The sequence below is a fragment of the Paenibacillus residui genome (assembly GCF_042677205.1).
GTDB lineage: Bacteria > Bacillota > Bacilli > Paenibacillales > NBRC-103111 > Paenibacillus_L > Paenibacillus_L residui.
In genome coordinates, this window is record NZ_JBHTIU010000081.1 from 68465 (window position 1) to 88564 (window position 20100).

Here is a 20100-nt window from a genome sequence, read left to right on the forward strand (position 1 = left end):
TGGCCGGAAACTAACTGGATTTCCTACAGTTAGTTTGCTCCATCAGGGGCGATGGCCGGAAACTAACTGGAAAAAACTAGGGTGATAGCCGGAACTAACTGGATTTCCTACAGTTAGTTTGCTCCATCAGGGGCGATGGCCGGAAACTAACTGGAAAAACTAGGGTGATAGCCGGAACTAACTGGATTTCCTACAGTTAGTTTGCTCTATCAAGGGCGATAGCCGGAAACTAACTGGAAAAACTACAGCTAGTTAGTGGAAAAAGGGCGATTTCAGCCAAAAACCCCGATTCTAAGTGTAGTTTTTCCATTTACTTTAATCACTTTCTATCATTCCCTTGAATCTACCTGTATAAAATACAGTTAGATCGTCGGCAATAGAAATCACGTGGGGGGTACGGATGATGAGCAGAGTGAGAGGCCGGCTTAGCCCAGTAAGCCAGAGCTCCCTTAGTCAGTTGAAAAGAGCGGTGAATGCCACCAGCAGCAGCAGAAAACCGCTGATCAGCGTTCCAAACTGTCCTATCGTAAACCGGCCGATGCGAACGTGAGTCAGCTTTACGCCAAAAGCGACTCCGGCCCAGACCGTCACGAAGCTGCCCACTGCGGCCAATATAGAAATAAGAATCGGAGAGAAGCCGAGCAGGCCTGCGCCGACTCCGTTGGTCAAGGCATTGGCGGAGAGGGCAACGCCCAGCACTATGGATTCAACCAAGCCGATGCTTTGGGAAGGGACGGCTGCGGCGTGGTCCTTGGCCTCCGCTTTGTGCTTGGAGCTTTGATTTTTCCGGGGGACGGCCAACAGCATGATCCGGATTCCAATAACGACCAGGATGAAGGATCCGAGGACTACGGGAAGAATCCCGGGCAGAATTTGGGATATCCACAGTCCGAAATAAATGCCGCATACGCTGAAGAGAAAACAAATGACGGCAATCAGCAGGTTCGACAGCAGGCTGATCCGAATATTACGTATGCCATAAGACAGTCCCACACCCAAATTATCAATGCTTGACGAAAAGGTTAAAGCCGCAATGATAAGCCATGATGTCATTTCAACAAACTCCTTTAAGTTTTTTTTCCACATAGGAATCTTGAAGTTCTTTACAGCGTTAATACGATGTAATCAAAGATTCCTATTGGCATAAAAAGCTACCTGTTAATACCGGGCTATTCATCATCGAAGATGCTTCGCTAGGAGCTTTTTTTTCCACATAGGAATCTTGAAGTTCTTTACAGCGTTAATACGATGTAATCAAAGATTCCTATTGGCATAAAAAGCTACCTCTAAAACCGGGTTATTCATCTTCGAAGATGCTTCGTTGGGAGCTTTTTTTTCCACATAGGAATCTTGAAGTTCTTTACAGCGTTAATACGATGTAATCAAAGACTTCCTATTGGCATAAAAAGCCACCTCTAAAACCGGGTTATTCATCTTCGAAGATGCTTCGTTGGGAGCTTTTTTTTCCACATAGGAATCTTGAAGTTCTTTACAGCGTTAATATGATGTAAACAAAGATTCCTGTTGGCATAAAAAGCTACCTCTAAAACCGGGTTATTCATCATCGAAGATGCTTCGTTGGGAGCTTTTTTTAATACATCATATGGGAATGTGTCGAAAAGTCATCTTGTCTCATCAAAAATGATTGCAATTTTAGCAAATTTGTTGATTTTTCCTCAACAGATAGTTGCAGCATTGGCTTTGCCAGGGCAGTCTTGCCCCGTTGGAACATGCTCGTCTCCTCGCCGCGGACCCTGTCCAGCCGTTCGGCCCGGGCGACTTTTACGGTCCTGCCCGCCGATTCCGCTTTCGACCAAAGGAACATTTTGTTCGCTGTTGAGATTTCTGCAACACTTTGTTATCCAATCCGGACACCGGCTCGAACGACTCAAAATGGAAGCGGACGGCTTCTAAAATTTTCATTGACTATCCATCAGTTTCTTCAGCTTGTATTCTGTCGGAGATTCAGGATCGGGCGTATAGATGCTGCAGCGCAAATCGGCATTGCCCTGAACCTGCAAAGAGGTGAGATGGAACAGCATCTTGCCCGCTTTCGCATGCCGGAATTCAATCACTACTTCCGGGGCCGAGCTCACCTCGCTCTGTCTCCATAACCCGTCGAAATCGGGATGGACTCCCCTCATTTCCTCCAGAAATTGTTCGTACCATTCATCCTCCACATATTGACCGTAGTAGGCGCGGAATATTGCCAGAAAGCCTCTCACAAAATGCACCCAATTGACGGCCAGTCTCCTGAATTCTTTCCTGGTGAATAACAATCGGATCATATTCCGTTCTTCCGGAGCTATTTGTTCAAAATCCAGAAAGACATGGGAAGCGGCCGGATTCCAGCCGACAATCTGGCACCGCCGGTCGGAAATAATGGTCGGACAGAAGCGCAGCTCCTGCAAAATTCGTCTTAGTGACGCATTGATTTGAGGCTGTTCTTCCTTCAACCGGGCGGAAGCCCCCGGTCCCGTCTCCAAGGCCAGCGCAAACAGATATTTGCGTTCATCCACGGTCAATTGCAGAGCGGCCGCAATGCAGTCCAGCACCGATGCCGACACTTTAATATCGCGGCCCTGCTCCAGCCAGGTATACCAGGTCGTGCTGACTCCGGCCAATTGAGCGACCTCTTCTCTTCTAAGGCCGGGAGTTCTTCTGCGGGTTCCCGCAGGAAGGCCTGCGGCTTGCGGAAGGATCTTGGCACGCTGTGATTTAAGAAATGCGGACAGGGCTTGCAGTCTTGTCTGACGATTCACGAATCGTCCTCCTTTCCTAGGCCATCCCAATATTATAGTAGTTATTATACTAGGATAATCTATAACTTGTAATAGGATAAAGGCTGTGGAAAGATATTAGTAATTTAATCAGCAAATCTAACGTTGGAGGGGAAACACGATGAACAGAGTGGTCATTACGGGAGTGGGAATCATTTCGCCGCTCGGGAATGATGTGGATACGTACTGGTCCCGTCTCGTTCGGGGCGAATCGGGGATAAGCGTCATTGATACTTTTGATACGACCGGGCATAAGGTTAAAATTGCCGGGCTGGTCCGGGGGTTTGATGCGGATGCGCGGTTTGGCCGCAGGGAAGCGCGCCGGCTGGACCGCTTCTGCCAATATGCCTTGGCTGCCGCCGAGCAGGCCTGGAATGATGCCTCTCTTTCGCCGGAGCAGCTTGATCCGGAGCGGCTCGGAGTATATGTAGGGTCCGGAATCGGCGGACTTCAGACCTTAATGGAGCAGGATGCGCTGCTGCTGGAACGTGGGCCGGAGCGGATCAGCCCGACGTTGGTGCCCATGATGATAGCCAATATGGCGGCTGCTCAGATCAGCATCAAGTACGGGGCATTGGGCCCGGCGTTATCTCCCGTCACCGCCTGCTCCATCGGCAATACGGCGATCGGGGAGGCCTTCCGACTGATCCGCAGCGGCGGGGCCGATGTCATCATTGCCGGGGGTACGGAGGCGGCGGTTACGGAAATCTCCTTGGCGAGCTTTGCCAATGCCACAGCGTTGTCCCGGCGGAACGACGAACCGGCGCGAGCCAGCCGCCCGTTCGACGCCGAACGCGACGGATTTGTGATCGCCGAAGGAGCGGGGGTGCTTGTCCTCGAGTCCCTGGAGCATGCGCTGCGTCGGGGGGCTCGAATTTATGCCGAGGTCATCGGATATGGAGCCAGCTCGGATGCCTATCATATCGTGGCCTCCGATCCGGAAGGCCGGGGAGCTTACCGGGCCATGAAGCAGGCGATTCGGGAGGCGGGAATAAGTCCGGAAGAGGTGGATGTCATCAGCGCACACGCTACCAGCACGGAAGTGGGAGACAAGGCGGAAACGATGGCGATTCGCAAGCTGCTGGGTGAACAAGCTTCCCGCGTTCCGGTAACGGCGAACAAATCGATGCTCGGCCATATGCTGGGGGCAGCCGGGGGCGCTGCGGCCGTAGCCCTGGTGAAGACTCTGCAGGAGGGGATTATCCCTCCTACCATTAATCAGGAATCCCGAGATCCGGATTGCGATTTGGATTACGTCCCCAATGCGGCACGGAAGGCCGATCTCACGGTCGGCCTGTCCAATTCCTTCGGATTCGGCGGGCATAATGCGGTTATCGTGCTGAAAGCTTACAGGGATTAGATTTGTTCCAAGATATCCAATATCACGTCGTTAAATTTCTCCTTCTGATCCAGCATCGTCACATGTCCGGCGTCCGGAACGGAGCAAAACCGCTTGAGCGGCGCTTCAATATGGAGGAAGAATTGTTTCGCCAAGGAATAGGGCGTTTGCTAGTCCTGTTCGCCATGAATATAAAATACAGGCGCTTGATATTGGGTGCCCAAAGCCGGGAGATCAAAATTTTCCATTAAATATTTCCAAATATGGCGCTGCCCTTCTTCAAAGGCTTTGGATTTCAAAAAATAGCTCACATCTTTGAGAGTATAAAATGGCGAGCATACCGCGTTTAGGATAAGCTCCGGAGTAGGACCCGCCGCCAGCTTATATTTACACCGCAACTTATGTAGGAAAGTTTACGTTGTAATAGGTGAGGTGATGTTGGATGACAAGACTATTTTTGTCAGGATTTGTTATTGTGCTTCTGGTCATAACGGGGTGTCGGTCTTCGGAAGAAACAGAGCGCAGGCCGTCGTCGGCCCCGAACCCCTATGAAGAGATCAATCGGCAGAAGGACGAGGTGAAGGAAGGGGATTTCGTCTATCGTCTTGTTACGGAAAAACCGGAATATCGCGAGGGGGAACCGGTCGTTCTGTATGCGGAGCTGGAATACGTAGGCGATAAGGAAGAGGTCACGATTTACCATGCGGCATCGCCATTCTATTTTCCGATGACGGAGAAAACCCGGGGCTACAGCATTGAATACAGTATGCCGCAGCCGCTTGTCAGCACAACTCTCAAGCAGGGAGAGCCCATCCGGGAGGACTATAAGGGGAGCGGCGGATATGGTCAGGAGGATGACCCTCAATACATCGCCTTCACAAAGAAGTTGTGGGACAGCGGGTTTCCTGCCGGGTACTATGTAGTTGACGGTGTTGCCGAATTTTGGATAGAATTGGATAAGGCTGGGCGAGAGAATGAAGAATATCGGATAAAGGCCGAAATTGATTTCAAGGTTGTTGAGTAGGATGGTGCCGGGTGAATGAATCATTTCCGCATCGATATGGATGGGAGGAGGGGCGGACCCTGGATGGGCCACTGCCTTTCGGAAACGGGATGCATTTGGCTGGCGGACACCCCGCAAAATGTGCTGGGTAAAGCAGCATCCGAAATTGTTAAATTCCAACAATGGTTGAGCCGTCATGGCGAACCTGTACTCTCGCCTGCGGGCATTAACGAAATTACGGTTCAATTAGGAGAGCAGTATGAAATCCCTGATTTTCGAATTTCCGGAGCGGCCGTCGGTTTGTTTGAAGCGGATTATACTCCGGTCACGGATCAAGATATAGCTGCGGCCGTTCGCCGTCTCGGTTATGCCAGAAGAGAGCTGCTGGAGACGGTAGCCGGGTTGCCGGAGACGGCTTGGGATTGGCAGCCGCCCTCTGGAAAAAGAACGATCCGGCAAAATTTGCACCACGTCAGGAATTGTCATGGCTGGTATTTGACCCGGGTTCTGGGCTGGGACAAGGTTGCCGAAATCCTTCCCGAGCCTTGGCCGGAGGAAACGTGGGAGAGCATGCGCTGGGTGATGGAGCGGGCGGTTGATACACTGCTGTCTTTGCCTGCAGAGTTGAGACAAGGGGAATTTCAGGCAGAGAAACCCAGAGAGATATGGACTCCCCGGAAAATGCTGCGCCGCTTCGTTGAACACGAACGTGAACATGTGGCCATTGTGAAGCAGACCGTCGAAGTATACCGTGCCTGTACAAAGAATGGTTAGCGTTTTCAGAAACTGCAGTCTGATCCCATGAGCCTCAATTTGCATAGAAGAAAGCAAGAGGAGATGAGAGGATGCCAAACCTGCTGCATACGTTTGATAGGATGCCTGTTGAGTTACGGCACTATCTATCGGTAGATTCCAAGGTGTCCGTTATCAAGGAGAAATCAAGAGCCTCCGTCTATCGAATGGACCAGGAGGATGTTTTATATCTGAAAATAACACCTAAGGGAGAGCTACATCATGAGGCTGTGATGACGAGATATTTAAGCGGCCTTGGTCTATGTGCCAAGGTGCTTCTCTATGTTCAGGATGACCGGCACGATTATCTGGTTACTGAACAGGTTAAAGGGAAGGATGCCGCAGATGAGGAATATCTCGGGCAGCCGGAACGGCTATGTGAGGTTTTTGCCGAAAGTCTTGTCCGATTACATACAATGGGGGTAGAAGATTGCCCGCGGGATAACGGTTTGGAGAGGATGGTCGAGCGTGCCAAAGAAAATTACCGGGACGGGAAAGCAGACCGGAGTCTCCTTCGCTATATGGGCTATGAAAGCAGGGACGAGGCCTACAGGGAGCTGCTTTTGCTCGAAGATCACTCCATAAGTGACGACAGGGTTGTCATTCATGGCGATTACTGCCTGCCTAATGTGATATTAAACGAGTTTGAATTCAGCGGATATGTGGATGTTGGCTATGGAGGGAGCGGTGATCGGCACTATGATCTTTTCTGGGCGCTCTGGTCTTTGCAATTTAATTTGCAAAGCGGCCGGTATTCCGAACGCTTCCTAGACGCCTACGGCAGAGATCGAGTGGATGATGCCCGGCTCCGCCTGTGCGGCCTCGTGTCTGCCTTTAACGGTTTCCGGGGACAGGATTATTATGATTAATAAGAGGGGTCCTATGAAAATTGAAGTCAAGCTGACGACTAAAGAGGAAGCCAGAGGGAAGGGTATGGCGGAACAGGCTGCCGTCCAAGTGTTTGAAAAATTCAGAGGAAGCTGGCAGTTATTTACGAATCCATCGGAAAAAAATATTGCAGGTCAAAAGTTTTGGCGAAAGACGGTATCTAACTATACCAAGGGTCAATACGAAGAAACGGTGGGGACGACTTTTGACGGATATAAGATGATTTTCAGCTTTCAGAACGCTTAATGGATAGTGCGCATTCTATATGATTGTAATTTTTATGAGGACCCATAAAGTGTGCTCCGGCGAGCCAATTGTGCATGGTAAGTGCTTAGAATATAGGAGGACAAGGAATGGGAACAAGTTTGTTAGATGATATTATGGCTACTGCGGAAAGCTTTACTAACAACTTTTCGGATAAAGGTCACTTTGATTATAGTGTGGAAAGCTTGCATGGAGTAGAACAAATTTTAGAAGAAGTATGTGATTATGAGTTGGATGAGGACACTCTCAATTCCGTGTCTTCCATGGTTGGATGCTATATTTTCGAGGTAGCAAGAAGAAATTTCGGCGGTAAATACTATTGGATGAAAGAAAAAGAGCAGCCCGTTCTGGTTACAGGCGAACCGTCGTTTTCCGTATCCATCTATGCTTTTGACAAAGTTAAGGGAAGATTAGTCAATGGCAAAGAGGATCATATTCCGTTCTACTTCGAAGGCTATATTAAAGCAGTTGAAAATGGAAGAAACACAGGCACTTGTTCCGTTGTGGTTTAGCTGGACTAGAGAAAATGCATAAGAAAGAGGGATTGCCGTGACCGGTTACTTTTGGCAAGGCTATAAGGTCAGGCTTAGACCTACCCAGCCGAGCGATTGGGAGGACTGGAGAAGGGAAAGCTCCGACAGCGACGGCATAAGGCTGATGGAGTGGGGAATTCAGCTTCCGGTGGACGATTTCAATGTGCGCGAAATGTCGGAGAAATACGACCATTTTAAAGATGATTATAGAAAGATGTTCGCGATAGAAACTTATTCCAACCAACTCGCAGGTCTGATCAACCTGAATACCATTGACTACAAGAACGGCACCTTCAGCTTTGGATTGGGAACGAACCGGGCGTACAGAAATCAAGGATATGCTTCAGAAGCGGTTAGAATTATTTTAAGGTACGGATTCCATGAATTAAGGCTGCAAAAATGCAACTCCAGTTGCGTAGACATTAATGAGCCATCGATTAAGCTGCACAGGAAACTTGGCTTTAGGGAAGAAGGATTAAGGAGAAGGGTCATCTATATGAACGGCCGTTACTATGACAATTTGTTGTTTGGGATCACGAAGGAAGAGTTTGACGAGAATGACCGGATATACATATCGAATCAAGAAGCATAGGATTCATAGTAATATTGTGATTAGGTGGCAGCGACCGCTCTACAAAAAACACTAGCCCGTCATTTCATGCGGACTAGTGTTTTTGACATCTTTGAAAAGACTTCGTTAGGATCTTTTTTACAAGTACTAAGGGGACAGTTGCTGCTTTAAATAGTGTACCCATCGGTTATGAAATTCCGATTCTGTGCAGTGAAAGATTTCCCGGTAACCGGCCGGATTCCTAATGAGTTGATTCAGTTTAATCAATCCGTATTCCTTCGAGATGAATTCGATAATTTTATAAGAGAATTGAAATCCCTTCATCGTTTCAAAATCCCACGAGTCATTATTCAATTCCTGAAAGGAAGGGACGCTTCCCTGCCGAATGGCTTCAGAGATGGAATTGTTGATAAAAGCCGGCGTCATTTGACCCGCCACATAACCGCCAATCCCTTGTCTGATCCACTTGGGGGACTCCGGATGGATATCGCTGACCAGCCACATGGCAAATAAATGGATGGTGGACTTCAGGATGGAAGCATAAGTGTGCTCCGGCCCCGGATTTAAGGGGGAAACGATCTTGAGCTTGTTGCCTTCTATCGTGCCCATGAACCAATCGGGAGCATCAGCTTCACCGACCGCTTGATGGAACGTTGGGAGATCCGGATAGATTTCAATGACGATTTTTTGAGATGGCTTATGGTTGAATTTGGCGGCTATCCGATCGACATTCGCTTGCAGTTCACTGAACAGGTCCTCGTAGACCTTGATTTCTCGGTCTTTCCCGAGATCATCGGATTTATGCTTGTTTACGATCGATATCCAGCTTTGAACAGTCATTAGATTAAAACCTCCCCAATCTTTCAACTCACTTCTTAATTTTCCTAAGGACCTATAAAGACGATTCTTCACGGCACTTTCACGCATTTGTACAATTTCGGCAATCTCGGAAAGGGTACAGTCAACAAAGAATCGCAATGAGAGAATCTGCCGATCGAGCTTGCTTAATTTTTTCAATGCCTGGCCAATATCTATCCGTATTTCCAAGTGGCTTGCAAAGTCAAAGGTAATGAACCGGGATCCTGAATCTGAAAGATCGTAAGGAGACTCTTTGGACCGAGATCTTGTGCGGTACTCGTTTTTTAGCGTGTTTTGGGCGATTTTGAAAAGCCAAGTAAATAGGCTGCATTCCTTTCGGAAAGAAGGCCACTTCTCCGTAGCTTTCAAAAATACCTGCTGTGTTAAATCGTCCGCCCTATCGGATTCAACCTTCATAGAGAGATATTTGCGAATTTTGGAATGAAATTGATGGTAGATAAGTTCTAAAGTTTCCTGCTTCCCTTGATTATCCGGATAACCAAGGGTTTTTTTGTCATGAGCTCCTGACATGGATTAACCTCCTTCGACCTTACACATAATTAGACTTCGCAGAGGAGAAAAAGGCCACAGAATAATAAAAATAACTCAGCCATCATTTTAAATAAAGTTCGGCAGGCCTGACCGCAGGCGGATCAGCATGTCCTATTGCCATTTACGAGTCTTAATGCCTGTCGATGCCCATATAGATGGTAGGAGTATACATAACGGGGCGAAGGGAGAGTCAGCCGGTTATGAAGCAGAGAATTACGATGGAGCAAGTCCTTCAATTAAGTGAAGAGCAGAGGGGGAGGGTACGGCAGCTATGGACCCCGGATAACGGAGACCGGGTTCTGTATCGCTCCAAGGAAGGAGTCATTACGGGAATAGACAGTTTGAATGCGGGAGGAACATTTTTTGTAGAGACGATAGACAAGAAATGGCGGGCCCTGTTAGTTGAAAAAAAGGAATGTATACCGCTGCTTTCTATCGGTCAGATGGTGGAATTAATCGCTGCTATACACGAAGAAGGGGATGAAAGCCTTAACGCCATCTTCCCGAAGATGGAGGAATGGACGGCCGGGGAGCTTTGTGACCGGCTTTATGAAGCTATCCGAACCCATCTTTAGGCGGGCATCCCTGTCTCGCAAGTCGGCTAGTCTGTCGTGGGAGAAAGTGTATCCTCTGCAAGAGGAGATTCTAGCTGATCTATGAATGCTGAAGGGGGAGCAGTTTGGAAATATAGGGATATTAATGGATGGAGGGCTTGCCCGGAAGTCGTATTTTGCGATGAAATCAACCTGCAACGCGCGCGCTGCTCCCGCGGGCGTTGCAGCGCTGCATGGCGGGTGGCCGGACTCCCATGATTGCTGCGATCTGTCAAAAAGCCCCTCCCTGCTCTAACAGCAGAAAGGGGAGAATAGTTAATGATGTATAGTCAATGTTGACTATTTGGTCGAAAAATAAATGCCTGTCAGGCTCTGCGGCTTCTGGAAAAAAGCGGCTGCCCGGCATCCCAACGGAAAGTGAGGCTGGCCATGAGGACTAGCCCGAGAGTGAATGCTGCGATGATCCCGATGTAAGGCAGTGTGGCTCCCGGATCGCCACGTTAAAAAAAGGGGTAGGGCCGCTATGCGTAGAATATACAAGAGAAACGCGATGAATAGGGAAACACACTATAAAGTAACCTTAACATGGAAAGGCGGGGATCCTAATGGGTTTTCATTTGCAAGAAGCGACCATTCAAGAAATCCGGCAAGCGTTCGCGTCAGGGGAGTTGACTTCCAGACGGCTTACCCTTATGTACCTCGAACGGATAGCGGAATTCGATAAAGCCGGTTCTTCACTTAATTCGGTGCTGGAGCTGAACCCGGACGCCCTGTACATTGCGGAAGCCTTGGATCTGGAAAGGGCAGAGGGCCGGATCAGAGGTCCGCTTCACGGTATCCCTGTTCTGCTGAAGGATAATATCAACACGGCGGACAAAATGCATACAAGCGCCGGTACACTCGCCCTTGCGGACTCGTTCGCTCCGGAGGATGCATTCCTGGTCAAGAGGCTGCGGGAACAGGGCGCCGTCATTATCGGCAAAGCAAATATGACGGAGCTGGCCAATTTCATGTCCGATGTCATGCCCAGCGGGTACAGTTCCCGGGGCGGGCAGGTACTGAATCCCTATGGCCCCGGAAAATTCGACCCGGGAGGGTCCAGTACCGGTTCGGCGGTTGCCGTGGCGGCGAATCTGTGTACGGTAGCCGTCGGCACGGAGACATCGGGATCGATTCTGGATCCCGCTTGCTGCAACAGCATTGTCGGGATTAAGCCGACACTTGGTTTAATTAGCCGGACAGGGATATGTCCTATCACCTATACCCAGGACACCGCAGGCCCCTTGGCCAGGACGGTGGAGGATGCGGCGATCCTTCTGGAAGCGATGACGGGGATAGATCCGGAGGATCCTGCGACTTGGGCAAGCCGGGGCAGAGAACCTTCCGATTACAGGTCTTGTCTCGACCCGTCCGGTCTTGCCGGAGCGCGAATCTGCATCAATCGAGGGTATGAGGAAGAGTTTACGGCGGAAGAGAAGGCACTGATTGACCAATGCATAAGAAGGATGGAGGAAGCCGGGGCCGAAATCGTCGAACATATCGATCTTCCTCACATAGCGGATCATTCCTGTGTGCTGCTATACGAATTCAAGTCGGCTCTCAACCGATATCTGGCGGCGCTCGACCCGAGATTGCCGGTCAAGAGCCTGAGGGATATCATTGAATTCAACAACTATCATGCCGAGGAGGCTCTGAAATACGGCCAATCGCTGCTTCTGCGCGCAGAGCATGACACCTCGGGCACCCTTACGGAAGCACAATATATCCGCGACCGGCTGCAGGATTGGAGGAGGTCACGGGAGGAGGGAATTGATCGTTTGCTGCAGGAGTATTCACTGGATGCCCTGTTCTGCCCGGGAGTGACGGATTCTCCTGCGGTGTCGGGCTATCCGTCGATAATCGTTCCGGCCGGCTTTACGGAGACCGGCAAGCCCTTCGGCGTGGCCTTCACCGGCACGGCCTACAGCGAGTCGACGCTGATTCGCATTGCCTATTCTTTCGAGCAGAGGGTCAACGCCCGTATCCCGCCCATATTGGAATGAAGGTGCGAATAGCTATCGATAGTTCAGTCCTCTATGCTGTTCGGGGGCTGTTCTTTTTGAAAAAAATAAGAAAGCAAAAGTTTCACCTTAAATCTGTTCTTATATTTCATCGGTAAACGGGCCTTTCCAAAGGACGGTGATAGCCGTTAATCCTTGGAGCCCTAATCAAAGCCCGGAACTCTTGGCTAGAGATGAAATCGGGGAAGGATTTGATATTATATAAAGGTGTAAAATCTGATATGATAAAGCAATAGCAATAGCAAAAGCAATAGCAATAGCAAAAGCAAAACAATAGCAAAAGCAAAACAATAGCAAAAGCAATAGTAATGGCATGCGGGATTTGCGCTTGCACGAATAAGATAAGAATACTTCTAGGTGAAAGGATGTACCGGATGAAGTTCAGACCTTGTATCGATCTTCACGATGGAAAAGTAAAGCAGATTGTCGGCTCCAGCCTTAATGATGATAGTAGTGACTCCCTGGTCACCAATTTTGAAGCCGAGATGTCCGCGGCCGATTATGCGCGTCTGTACGCGAAGGATAGCCTTACCGGAGGGCATGTCATCATGCTGGGACCGGGCAATGAAGAAGCGGCTTTGTCCGCGCTGCAGGCTTATCCGGGAGGGCTGCAGCTGGGCGGCGGCATCAACGCGGACAATGCGAAGAAATATATCGAAGCGGGAGCTAGCCACGTTATCGTAACCTCTTATGTGTTCCAGAACGGGCAAATCGACTTCGAGCGGTTGTCCGGACTTGTGAAGCTTATTGGCAAGGAAAGGCTGGTACTGGATCTAAGCTGCCGAAAACGCGGCGACACTTACTATGTAGTCACGGATCGTTGGCAGAAGTTCACTTCTTATGAAATCACCAAACATAATCTGGACGAGCTGTCGGCTTACTGCGACGAGTTTTTGATTCATGCCGTCGATGTGGAAGGGCTATGCCGCGGAATCGAAACGGAGCTCGTCGAGAAGCTGGGGGAATGGGTCACTATTCCGACGACCTATGCGGGAGGGGCTTCTCAATACTCGGACCTGAATCTGGTTAAGGAACTGGGACAGGGGAAAATTGATTTGACGATCGGCAGCGCCCTCGATATTTTCGGCGGCAAGATTCCTTACCGGGATGTCGTACAATGGAGAGGATAACAGATTAATCCTTTCGACCAAAAGCTGCTATGGTATAGGTAAGGTATCCATTTGGAGAAAGCTGTTGAATTCACGGTCTTCGAATGGATACTCGTTATCCTATCCTAAACCTTCCACGTAATTCTTCTCATCTCGCTCCCCTTTTTAATTTATCTTAAATTGACTCTATTTTTCACCAACTAACTACCTTCAAATTAACTATCCCCAAACTTACGATCTTCTGACTAACTCTAACTGACTAACTCTAACTGACTAACTCTAACTGACTATCTCAACGTCTGACTGTCTGATATGCTTTTTGATTTCTCGTACAGCTCCCCTTCCTCTCCGGTTACTGCTTACTTACCCCGAAAAGTGTCCTTTCTCTCGCTTGATCTCCGATTCTCTCTATGGACAGCTTTGATAAAGGCCGTTCAAAATAACTACGCGAACTAAAACTACCGGAATGGGGCCTAGGACGCTTATGACTTGATTTGGCAATAGTCCCTCCTAATTTCTCTTAGTGCTTCAGTGACTTAAATTCCTGCGAAAGTGCACGAATTTCAATTTCAAACCTGCGTCCGAGGCCATTAACGGGAAAAATCATGCATTTTTTCATCAATTTTCCAAAGCGGGGCAGCACATAGCTAAAAAGATGTACAATCGCCGCTTTTCCGAACTTTGCAAGGAGATGTACAAATATCGCGGCAGTCTCCGGCTAAAAAAGGTGTACAATCGCCGCTTAAAGTTCCGGAGCATAAATCGAACCGCCTGCGGGTAGCTTGGATTGCCTCGAAAGCTTCATTAGGTCCTTCAATGCGGCCGGGTTTGCTCCATAAGCTGCTGTGTTTTTGAGAGGGCAGGGGCTGCTAACTCGACTTTCATATGTTTCCATTTGTGCTTTCTCGACCACTCGGCGAAGCTCATAATTGACACCGCATAAGCCCAACAAGCTTAAGACAGCGCTCACATAAAAATGATTGACACTATTTATGACAGAATATATGATATATGTACCTGTAATTTAGATGTCTATATCTAAAAATTAAAGCGCTTTAATTTGTCTATGAAAAGAAATGGGGGAAAGCGGTTATCGCCGAACGTCCGGAGAAAGCTTCATGTCTGCTCATGCTGTTATCAGCCGGGGGTAGCTCCTCGGGCGCTCGATTATTCGAGGGGGTGAACTCTTGCATTTGTGTGGTTCCGTATGCTGAAAGCGAATCCAAAATTGTAAATCATTAAGGGGAGACTGTTGGTATGAATGAGACAGCCGTTCAAACTCGGGACACCAGGCAGCCTAACACAGGACGGTGGAATGGCTTAAAAAGGAGAATGTGGCGGGAACGGTATATTTACTTGCTGCTGCTTCCGGGGGTTCTTTACTTCGTCATCTACAAGTATGTGCCGATGGCCGGGCTAGTGATCGCCTTCCAGGATTTCAATCCGTTCACCAGCATTTGGGAGAATGATTGGATCGGGTTCAAGAACTTCTCGCGAATCTTCGCGGATAAAGAAGTGGTGAATGTCATCTGGAACACGATCAACATTTCTTTACTGCAGATTTTGATGGCTTTTCCAATTTCCATTATTCTGGCACTGATGCTTAATGAACTGCGCAACGAAACATATAAACGCATTATTCAATCCATGGTGTATCTGCCGCACTTTTTATCCTGGGTCGTTGTTGTCGGTATTTTTGTCGTGTTCCTGCGCGGAGAAGGCCTGATTAACAAATTCCTGACGGATACCTTGAATTGGAACCAGATTCCTTTCTTGACCGATCCGGCCTTGTTCAAGCCTGTCATCATCGCCCAGATTATTTGGAAGGAATCGGGCTGGAGCACGATTATTTTCCTGGCCGCCTTGGCGGGGGTCAATCCCCAGTTGTATGAAGCGGCCGTTATCGACGGGGCCAGCCGCTGGAGACAGATTTGGCACGTCACTCTGCCGGCCATTCGCAGCGTTATCGTTATCCTGTTCATTCTGCGGCTGGGAAGCGTTATGGATACAGGCTTCGAACAAATCTTCCTGATGCTGAACCCGTTCAACATGGATACGGGCAATGTATTGGATACTTATGTTTACTTCAAGGGGATTCAGCAGGGGGATGTCAGCTTCGCTACGGCCGTCGGCATGTTTAAAGGATTGGTCGGATTGGTCCTCGTGATGGCGGCGAATCGGATCGCCAAGCGCTTCGGTGAAGACGGCCTGTATTAAATGTGACAAAGGAACGGGGAGGCAGGAGCCGTCCGATCCGTTGGCGCGACAGGTTCCTTACATTACCGCTCTCAAGAGGTCAGTTTATTTAAAAGGTGGCTTCAAGTGATGATCAAACGTACTTTTTCCGATAGGCTTGCCGACGGCGTCAATATCGTTTTGCTTGCTGTCATCGGTTTATCGATGTTATTTCCTTTCCTGCATATCTTCGCGGTTTCCTTCTCATCCCTTAAGGATGTATTGGAAAGAGACCTTATTCTATGGCCGAGAGAATGGGTTACCGATGCTTATCAAACGATTTTCGCATCGAACAATTTTGTACGTTCCCTCGCTGTAACCGCTTACGTAACGATAGTGGGAACGGTCGTGAATCTGTTTTTTACGGCGACCATGGCTTATGCGCTCACACGCAATGCGCTGGGACAGCGCGCGATTCTGATGATGGTCGTATTCACCATTCTGTTCTCGGCAGGGATGATTCCCACTTATCTGGTTGTCAAAGCAACCGGGCTGATCAATTCGTTATGGGCCTTGATCATTCCAGGGGCGATAAGCTCATTCAACCTTATTGTGATCCGGCAGTTTTTCCTGAGTATACCGACCGAGTTGAATGAAGCGGCACTAATTGACGGGGCCAACGAGCTGAGGGTGTTCTATTCCATCATCCTGCCGCTGTCCAAGCCTTCCTTGGCCGCCTTCGGATTGTTCTATGCCGTAACCCACTGGAATACCTATTTCGCCGGTATTCTGTATCTGAATAATCCTTCGAAATGGCCGATACAGGTCATTCTGCGGCAAATCGTCATTGTTAATGAGCCTACGGCCGCGCTAGGAGCGGAAGTGATGATGATGCTGGAAAATCCGCCGCCGCCGGTTACCATTCAGATGGCTGCGATCCTTGTCGCTACGCTGCCTATCCTGATTGTCTATCCGTTTCTGCAGAAGCATTTTGCCAAGGGGGTGATGCTCGGCTCGGTCAAAGGGTAGAAGCCGTATGGCGAGCCGCAGCGATATTCCGCACAAGGGATCGGTAGCAATTTGAGAAAGAAAATCGAAGAGTACTGCTTGGACAATGAAAAGGGGAGGTTTTCATATGAAGCACAGTAAATCGTTTATTCTGGCCGCGGCATTCATGCTGACGGTGACCGCTTGCAGCTCGGGATCGGGATCGGGCACGGGGACGGATCCGGAGAAAACGGCCCAGCCGGAAGCCAAGGTGGAGAAGAAGCATCAAATTACAGGGATCACCTACATCTACGGAAATCCGCCGCCAGGCAATGGAGAAGGGCAGAAGAAGCTTAACGAACGCTTCAATGTCGATTACAAGGTAGACAAGGTCCCGCAGGAAAACTATGTAGAGAAGCTGACAGCCATCGTATCGGGGGGAGATATTCCGGATATGATCGGGTTCCGGCCGAATGATATGGCCCTGTTTCAAAAATGGGCGGGCCAGAAAGCTTTCCTTCCGCTGGATGATTACATCGACAAATATGAATCGCTTAAAGCGGTTCCCAAGGAAGTATGGGACCAGTTCAGAATCGACGGCAAAATATACGGGATTCCGTCCTGGGCTCCTCTGGAAGGCAATTCCTTCATGATTCGCAAAGACTGGCTCGATAATTTGGGGATGGAGATCCCGACCAGCTACGAGGAGCTTAAAGAAGTAGCTATCGCGTTCACGAAGAACGATCCGAATAAGAACGGGAAGGACGACACCTACGGATTGGCCATAGGGCAGAACATCAACCCGGATTTTGCGATGGGGCCTTACTGGCAGTTCAATACATGGTATCATAAAGACGAGCAAGGTAATTTCATTCCCGGAATTATGTCCGAGGGACGCAAGGAAATTATTCAATTCATGCACGACCTGTACAAAGAGAAGGCCATAACCAGTGATTTCGCCGTGCTGAACTGGGCCGATACGAATGACGAATTTTACAAGGGGAAAGCGGGAATTTTCCTGGTCGCCCCTCGCGGAATGTCCCAGGCTTATATGGAAGGCCTGCTGCAAATCAACCCGGAGGCTGAATTCGCCGTTCTTCCGCCATTTGAAGCACCCGACGGAAGCCAGGGCTTTACAGCAGGGACGGGATACGCCCGCTTCAACGCTTTGAGCGCCAAGCTGGCCAAGGATCCCGACAAGCTGGCGAAAATAATGGAGATGCATGATTTCTCCAGAGCCTTCTATCCTTCGTCCGAGCAGGGCGCCTCCAATGCTGATTTTGATTGGTTCTACGGAGGGGAGAATGTTGGCTACAAAATGGAGAACGGCAAACGGGTGATGCTGAAATCTGCCGAGGGCTGGGAGCCCGCCGCTTACTTCCAGGATAATACGAACTGGATTCCGGACGGTGTGGACCCCGAATTCGACAAGGCTTACACCGAGCCGAAACTAATTCAGGTGACCAAGGACCTGATGGCCCTGAATAAGGAAATGAAGAGATATTTCCCGCCGAATTACGGCATTCAGTCAGAAACGGATAATCTGAAGGGTACGGAGCTGCTTACCTTTATGATGAACGAGCAGACGAAGATGATTGTCGGCCAGCGTCCGATTTCCGATTGGGACGCGCTGGTGGCTGAGTATTTGCAGCGCGGCGGAGCCGATATTATTAAGGAAGTCAACGCAGCTATTGCCCCTCTTACTGATTGCTGGGAATTAATATTTATGGGCAGAGGTGAGAAGAAATGGGACGCTTTGAATGTATAGGCACGCCGGTTCGCGCGGATGAGACCCGTTCGGCGGCGGTATGCCGCAACGCCGAGGGTGAGGAGCGCGTCGTTATTGCCGCACGCGGATATGTGCTGATCGTCCATCCCGATACCGGGGATTGCCGGCAGCTCCCTTTTCCCGAAGGCTGGGTCGATTATCCGTTCGCATCCATAAGCGACAAGGCCGGCCGATATTATACCGGAGCCGGCCGCATGCTGATGGTGCTGGACCCGTTCACGGCCGAATTCGTCTGGTGGACGAAGGGTGGACAGGTGCCGGAGGAGGAAATTCTCGGCTTCGCCTTTGCTGAGACGGAGGAAGGCACTGTATATGCGACCACTTATCCGGGCTGCAAACTGATAAAGGTGAACCCGGATACAGAAGAATGCGAACGGATAGGCCGCTTGAGCAACGGGCAAAAATACGCGATGTCTCTGGCCGCCGACCGTCAGGGCTGGCTCTATGCAGGCATCGGTACGCAGCAAGCCGGCATTAGCGCTTATCATCCCGATACCGGCATACTGGCGGAGTGGCTGATCTCCGGGGACGATGTGGCGGGGAGCGGCCAGGTTCACCGGGGAACCGACGGGGAGGTGTATGCAAGCCTGCCTCTGGCGGGTGAGGGTCAGGAAGCGCAGACCCGCTGGTTCCGGCTGCTGGGCGGCGAGGCGGTCCCTGTGAAGGCTGCGGATGTCGCTCCCTCCGTTTATCAGGGCAGCGGATATCAGAAGCTGTACGGTCATTTGTCCGGCGGACGGACAATCATCTCCTGGCAGCTGGCGGACAGCGAGCTGGCCATGGAGGAAGCCGACGGGAGCACGACGGTTTGCCCGCTCCATTATGAAGGCTGGGGCACCAGTCTCTCCCCTATGACCCAAGGGCCGGACGATCGGCTCTATGGCACCTCCAACCATCCGCTGCATCTCTATCGCTATGATCCGCGAGAAGACGAGCTGGTCAATTTCGGCGGCAAGGTGGTCGAAGAGGGCGGGGGAGGCAATATTTGCGCCTATGCGGCGCAAGGTCCGTATTTGCTTGGAGCGGCATATGCCGGGGGCAGGGTTCATATGCTGGATACCCGTGAGAACCCGGGTTTGGGGCGGGATGGCGGAAGAAATCCAAGACTCATATATTTTGACGACAGGATTCACCGTCCGCGCTGTGCAGCGGCCCATCCGGACGGGCAGCATATTCTCTACGGCGGATTTCCCGGATATGGCGCAGTAGGGGGAGGGCTGGGAATCGTGCATGTGCCCAGCGGAACAGTCACCGTGTATCCTCATGATCAGATTGTGCCGTTTCAGAGCACGCTTGGCCTGGCCTGCCTGAGCACGGGAGATATTATCGGCGGCACCAGCATCGAAACACCGGGAGGAGCCGAGCCGGCGGCCCGGGAAGCGGTCCTGTACCGTCTGAGCTGGCAGGAGCGTAAGGTCGTTCGCCGTTGGACGTTACTTCCTGAAGCTCGGGAAATCTCGCTGCTTGCCTGTGACTCCCGGGATTTCATCCACGGCCTGACCTCCGATTCGCTATATTTCGTCTTTGATCCTCGTGAGGAACGTCTGCTGCAGCGCATAGACTTGTCCGATTGGGGAGGGGTAGTCAGACAGGGGCTTATCACGGCAGATCACGGAGGCGAGACCGTTATATTCGGGTTATTAAGCGGTACGCTGTTCCGGATCGACCCCAACACCAGTGAACCCGTTCGGCTGGCCGATCCTCCGAAGGAGGCGACCAGCGGCTTGGCTTATATTAATGGGCGGCTGTATTTCGGCTGCGGCAGCGAGCTATGGCGATATTGCATAATTTGAAAAGCATAAATTGGAAATGATAGAAAGGCCATGATATACTAGAATGAAGCGAC

General features: G+C 50.1%; 18 protein-coding genes and 1 pseudogene. 14 read left to right on the forward strand and 5 right to left on the reverse strand.

Annotation, left to right across the window (positions count from 1 at the left end):
* Positions 1-453 precede the first annotated feature (453 nt).
* Together ytaF and ACFQ03_RS20035 are read right to left on the reverse strand one after the other, a co-directional pair.
* Positions 454-1053, reverse strand: coding sequence for a sporulation membrane protein YtaF (gene ytaF / locus ACFQ03_RS20030; protein WP_144938476.1), 600 nt, complete (start codon positions 1051-1053; stop codon positions 454-456).
* Between the two features lie 866 nt (positions 1054-1919).
* Complete coding sequence (locus tag ACFQ03_RS20035) at positions 1920-2762, reverse strand: helix-turn-helix transcriptional regulator (protein WP_379290456.1); 843 nt, start codon at positions 2760-2762, stop codon at positions 1920-1922.
* A 139-nt stretch (positions 2763-2901) separates the two neighbouring features.
* Between ACFQ03_RS20035 and fabF the strand changes: the two genes are divergently transcribed.
* Positions 2902-4140, forward strand: a complete 1239-nt coding sequence (fabF, locus tag ACFQ03_RS20040; protein ID WP_379290458.1) for a beta-ketoacyl-ACP synthase II — start codon at positions 2902-2904, stop codon at positions 4138-4140.
* On the opposite strand, the gene ACFQ03_RS20045 is transcribed toward fabF, so the two are convergent.
* Positions 4137-4274 carry an alpha/beta fold hydrolase gene (locus tag ACFQ03_RS20045; RefSeq protein WP_379290460.1) on the reverse strand — a complete coding sequence of 46 codons (138 nt, stop codon included), beginning with the start codon at positions 4272-4274 and terminating at the stop codon, positions 4137-4139. The genes fabF and ACFQ03_RS20045 overlap by 4 nt on opposite strands.
* A gap of 287 nt (positions 4275-4561) precedes the next feature.
* On the opposite strand from ACFQ03_RS20045, the gene ACFQ03_RS20050 reads away from it, so the two are divergent.
* The 6 genes from ACFQ03_RS20050 to ACFQ03_RS20075 all read left to right on the forward strand — a co-directional run bounded on the left by ACFQ03_RS20050 (position 4562) and on the right by ACFQ03_RS20075 (position 8191).
* Positions 4562-5143 (forward strand): hypothetical protein, encoded by a 582-nt coding sequence (locus ACFQ03_RS20050; protein WP_379290462.1) that lies wholly within the window; start codon positions 4562-4564, stop codon positions 5141-5143.
* A 15-nt stretch (positions 5144-5158) separates the two neighbouring features.
* Complete coding sequence (locus ACFQ03_RS20055) at positions 5159-5896, forward strand: DinB family protein (protein ID WP_379290464.1); 738 nt, start codon at positions 5159-5161, stop codon at positions 5894-5896.
* Positions 5897-5967: 71 nt separating this feature from the next.
* Positions 5968-6783 carry an aminoglycoside 3'-phosphotransferase gene (locus ACFQ03_RS20060; RefSeq protein ID WP_379290466.1) on the forward strand — a complete coding sequence of 272 codons (816 nt, stop codon included), beginning with the start codon at positions 5968-5970 and terminating at the stop codon, positions 6781-6783.
* 13 nt (positions 6784-6796) lie between these two features.
* A complete protein-coding gene (locus ACFQ03_RS20065) occupies positions 6797-7048 on the forward strand; it encodes a hypothetical protein (protein WP_144938492.1) in 252 nt (83 codons plus the stop codon).
* 107 nt (positions 7049-7155) lie between these two features.
* Positions 7156-7578, forward strand: coding sequence for a hypothetical protein (locus tag ACFQ03_RS20070; RefSeq protein WP_144938495.1), 423 nt, complete (start codon positions 7156-7158; stop codon positions 7576-7578).
* Between the two features lie 37 nt (positions 7579-7615).
* On the forward strand, positions 7616-8191 hold the full coding sequence (locus tag ACFQ03_RS20075) for a GNAT family N-acetyltransferase (RefSeq protein ID WP_191964282.1): 576 nt from the start codon (positions 7616-7618) through the stop codon (positions 8189-8191).
* Positions 8192-8317: 126 nt separating this feature from the next.
* Here ACFQ03_RS20075 and ACFQ03_RS20080 read toward each other — a convergent pair whose 3' ends face one another.
* Both ACFQ03_RS20080 and ACFQ03_RS20085 read right to left on the reverse strand, forming a co-directional pair.
* Entirely contained in the window at positions 8318-9010 is a 693-nt protein-coding gene (locus ACFQ03_RS20080) for a hypothetical protein (RefSeq protein ID WP_379290582.1), read from the reverse strand.
* A 36-nt stretch (positions 9011-9046) separates the two neighbouring features.
* Positions 9047-9559, reverse strand: a pseudogene (locus ACFQ03_RS20085) (RNA polymerase sigma factor); the annotation flags it as partial.
* Positions 9560-9780: 221 nt separating this feature from the next.
* Between ACFQ03_RS20085 and ACFQ03_RS20090 the strand changes: the two are divergent.
* The 7 genes from ACFQ03_RS20090 to ACFQ03_RS20120 all read left to right on the forward strand — a co-directional run bounded on the left by ACFQ03_RS20090 (position 9781) and on the right by ACFQ03_RS20120 (position 20047).
* The gene (locus ACFQ03_RS20090) at positions 9781-10155 is read left to right on the forward strand and encodes a hypothetical protein (protein WP_379290469.1); all 375 of its coding nucleotides are present in this window, start codon (positions 9781-9783) and stop codon (positions 10153-10155) included.
* A 584-nt stretch (positions 10156-10739) separates the two neighbouring features.
* Positions 10740-12176: an amidase family protein gene (locus ACFQ03_RS20095; protein WP_379290471.1), complete on the forward strand. Its 1437-nt coding sequence runs from the start codon at positions 10740-10742 to the stop codon at positions 12174-12176.
* A gap of 392 nt (positions 12177-12568) precedes the next feature.
* A complete protein-coding gene (hisA, locus tag ACFQ03_RS20100) occupies positions 12569-13324 on the forward strand; it encodes a phosphoribosylformimino-5-aminoimidazole carboxamide ribotide isomerase (RefSeq protein WP_379290473.1) in 756 nt (251 codons plus the stop codon).
* A 1236-nt stretch (positions 13325-14560) separates the two neighbouring features.
* Positions 14561-15520 (forward strand): ABC transporter permease, encoded by a 960-nt coding sequence (locus ACFQ03_RS20105; protein ID WP_144941744.1) that lies wholly within the window; start codon positions 14561-14563, stop codon positions 15518-15520.
* Between the two features lie 108 nt (positions 15521-15628).
* Complete coding sequence (locus ACFQ03_RS20110) at positions 15629-16507, forward strand: carbohydrate ABC transporter permease (RefSeq protein WP_150959224.1); 879 nt, start codon at positions 15629-15631, stop codon at positions 16505-16507.
* 106 nt (positions 16508-16613) lie between these two features.
* Positions 16614-18233, forward strand: coding sequence for an extracellular solute-binding protein (locus ACFQ03_RS20115; protein WP_379290476.1), 1620 nt, complete (start codon positions 16614-16616; stop codon positions 18231-18233).
* Entirely contained in the window at positions 18212-20047 is a 1836-nt protein-coding gene (locus tag ACFQ03_RS20120; protein WP_379290478.1) for a hypothetical protein, read from the forward strand. Before ACFQ03_RS20115 ends, ACFQ03_RS20120 begins: the two co-directional genes overlap by 22 nt.
* Positions 20048-20100 lie beyond the last annotated feature (53 nt).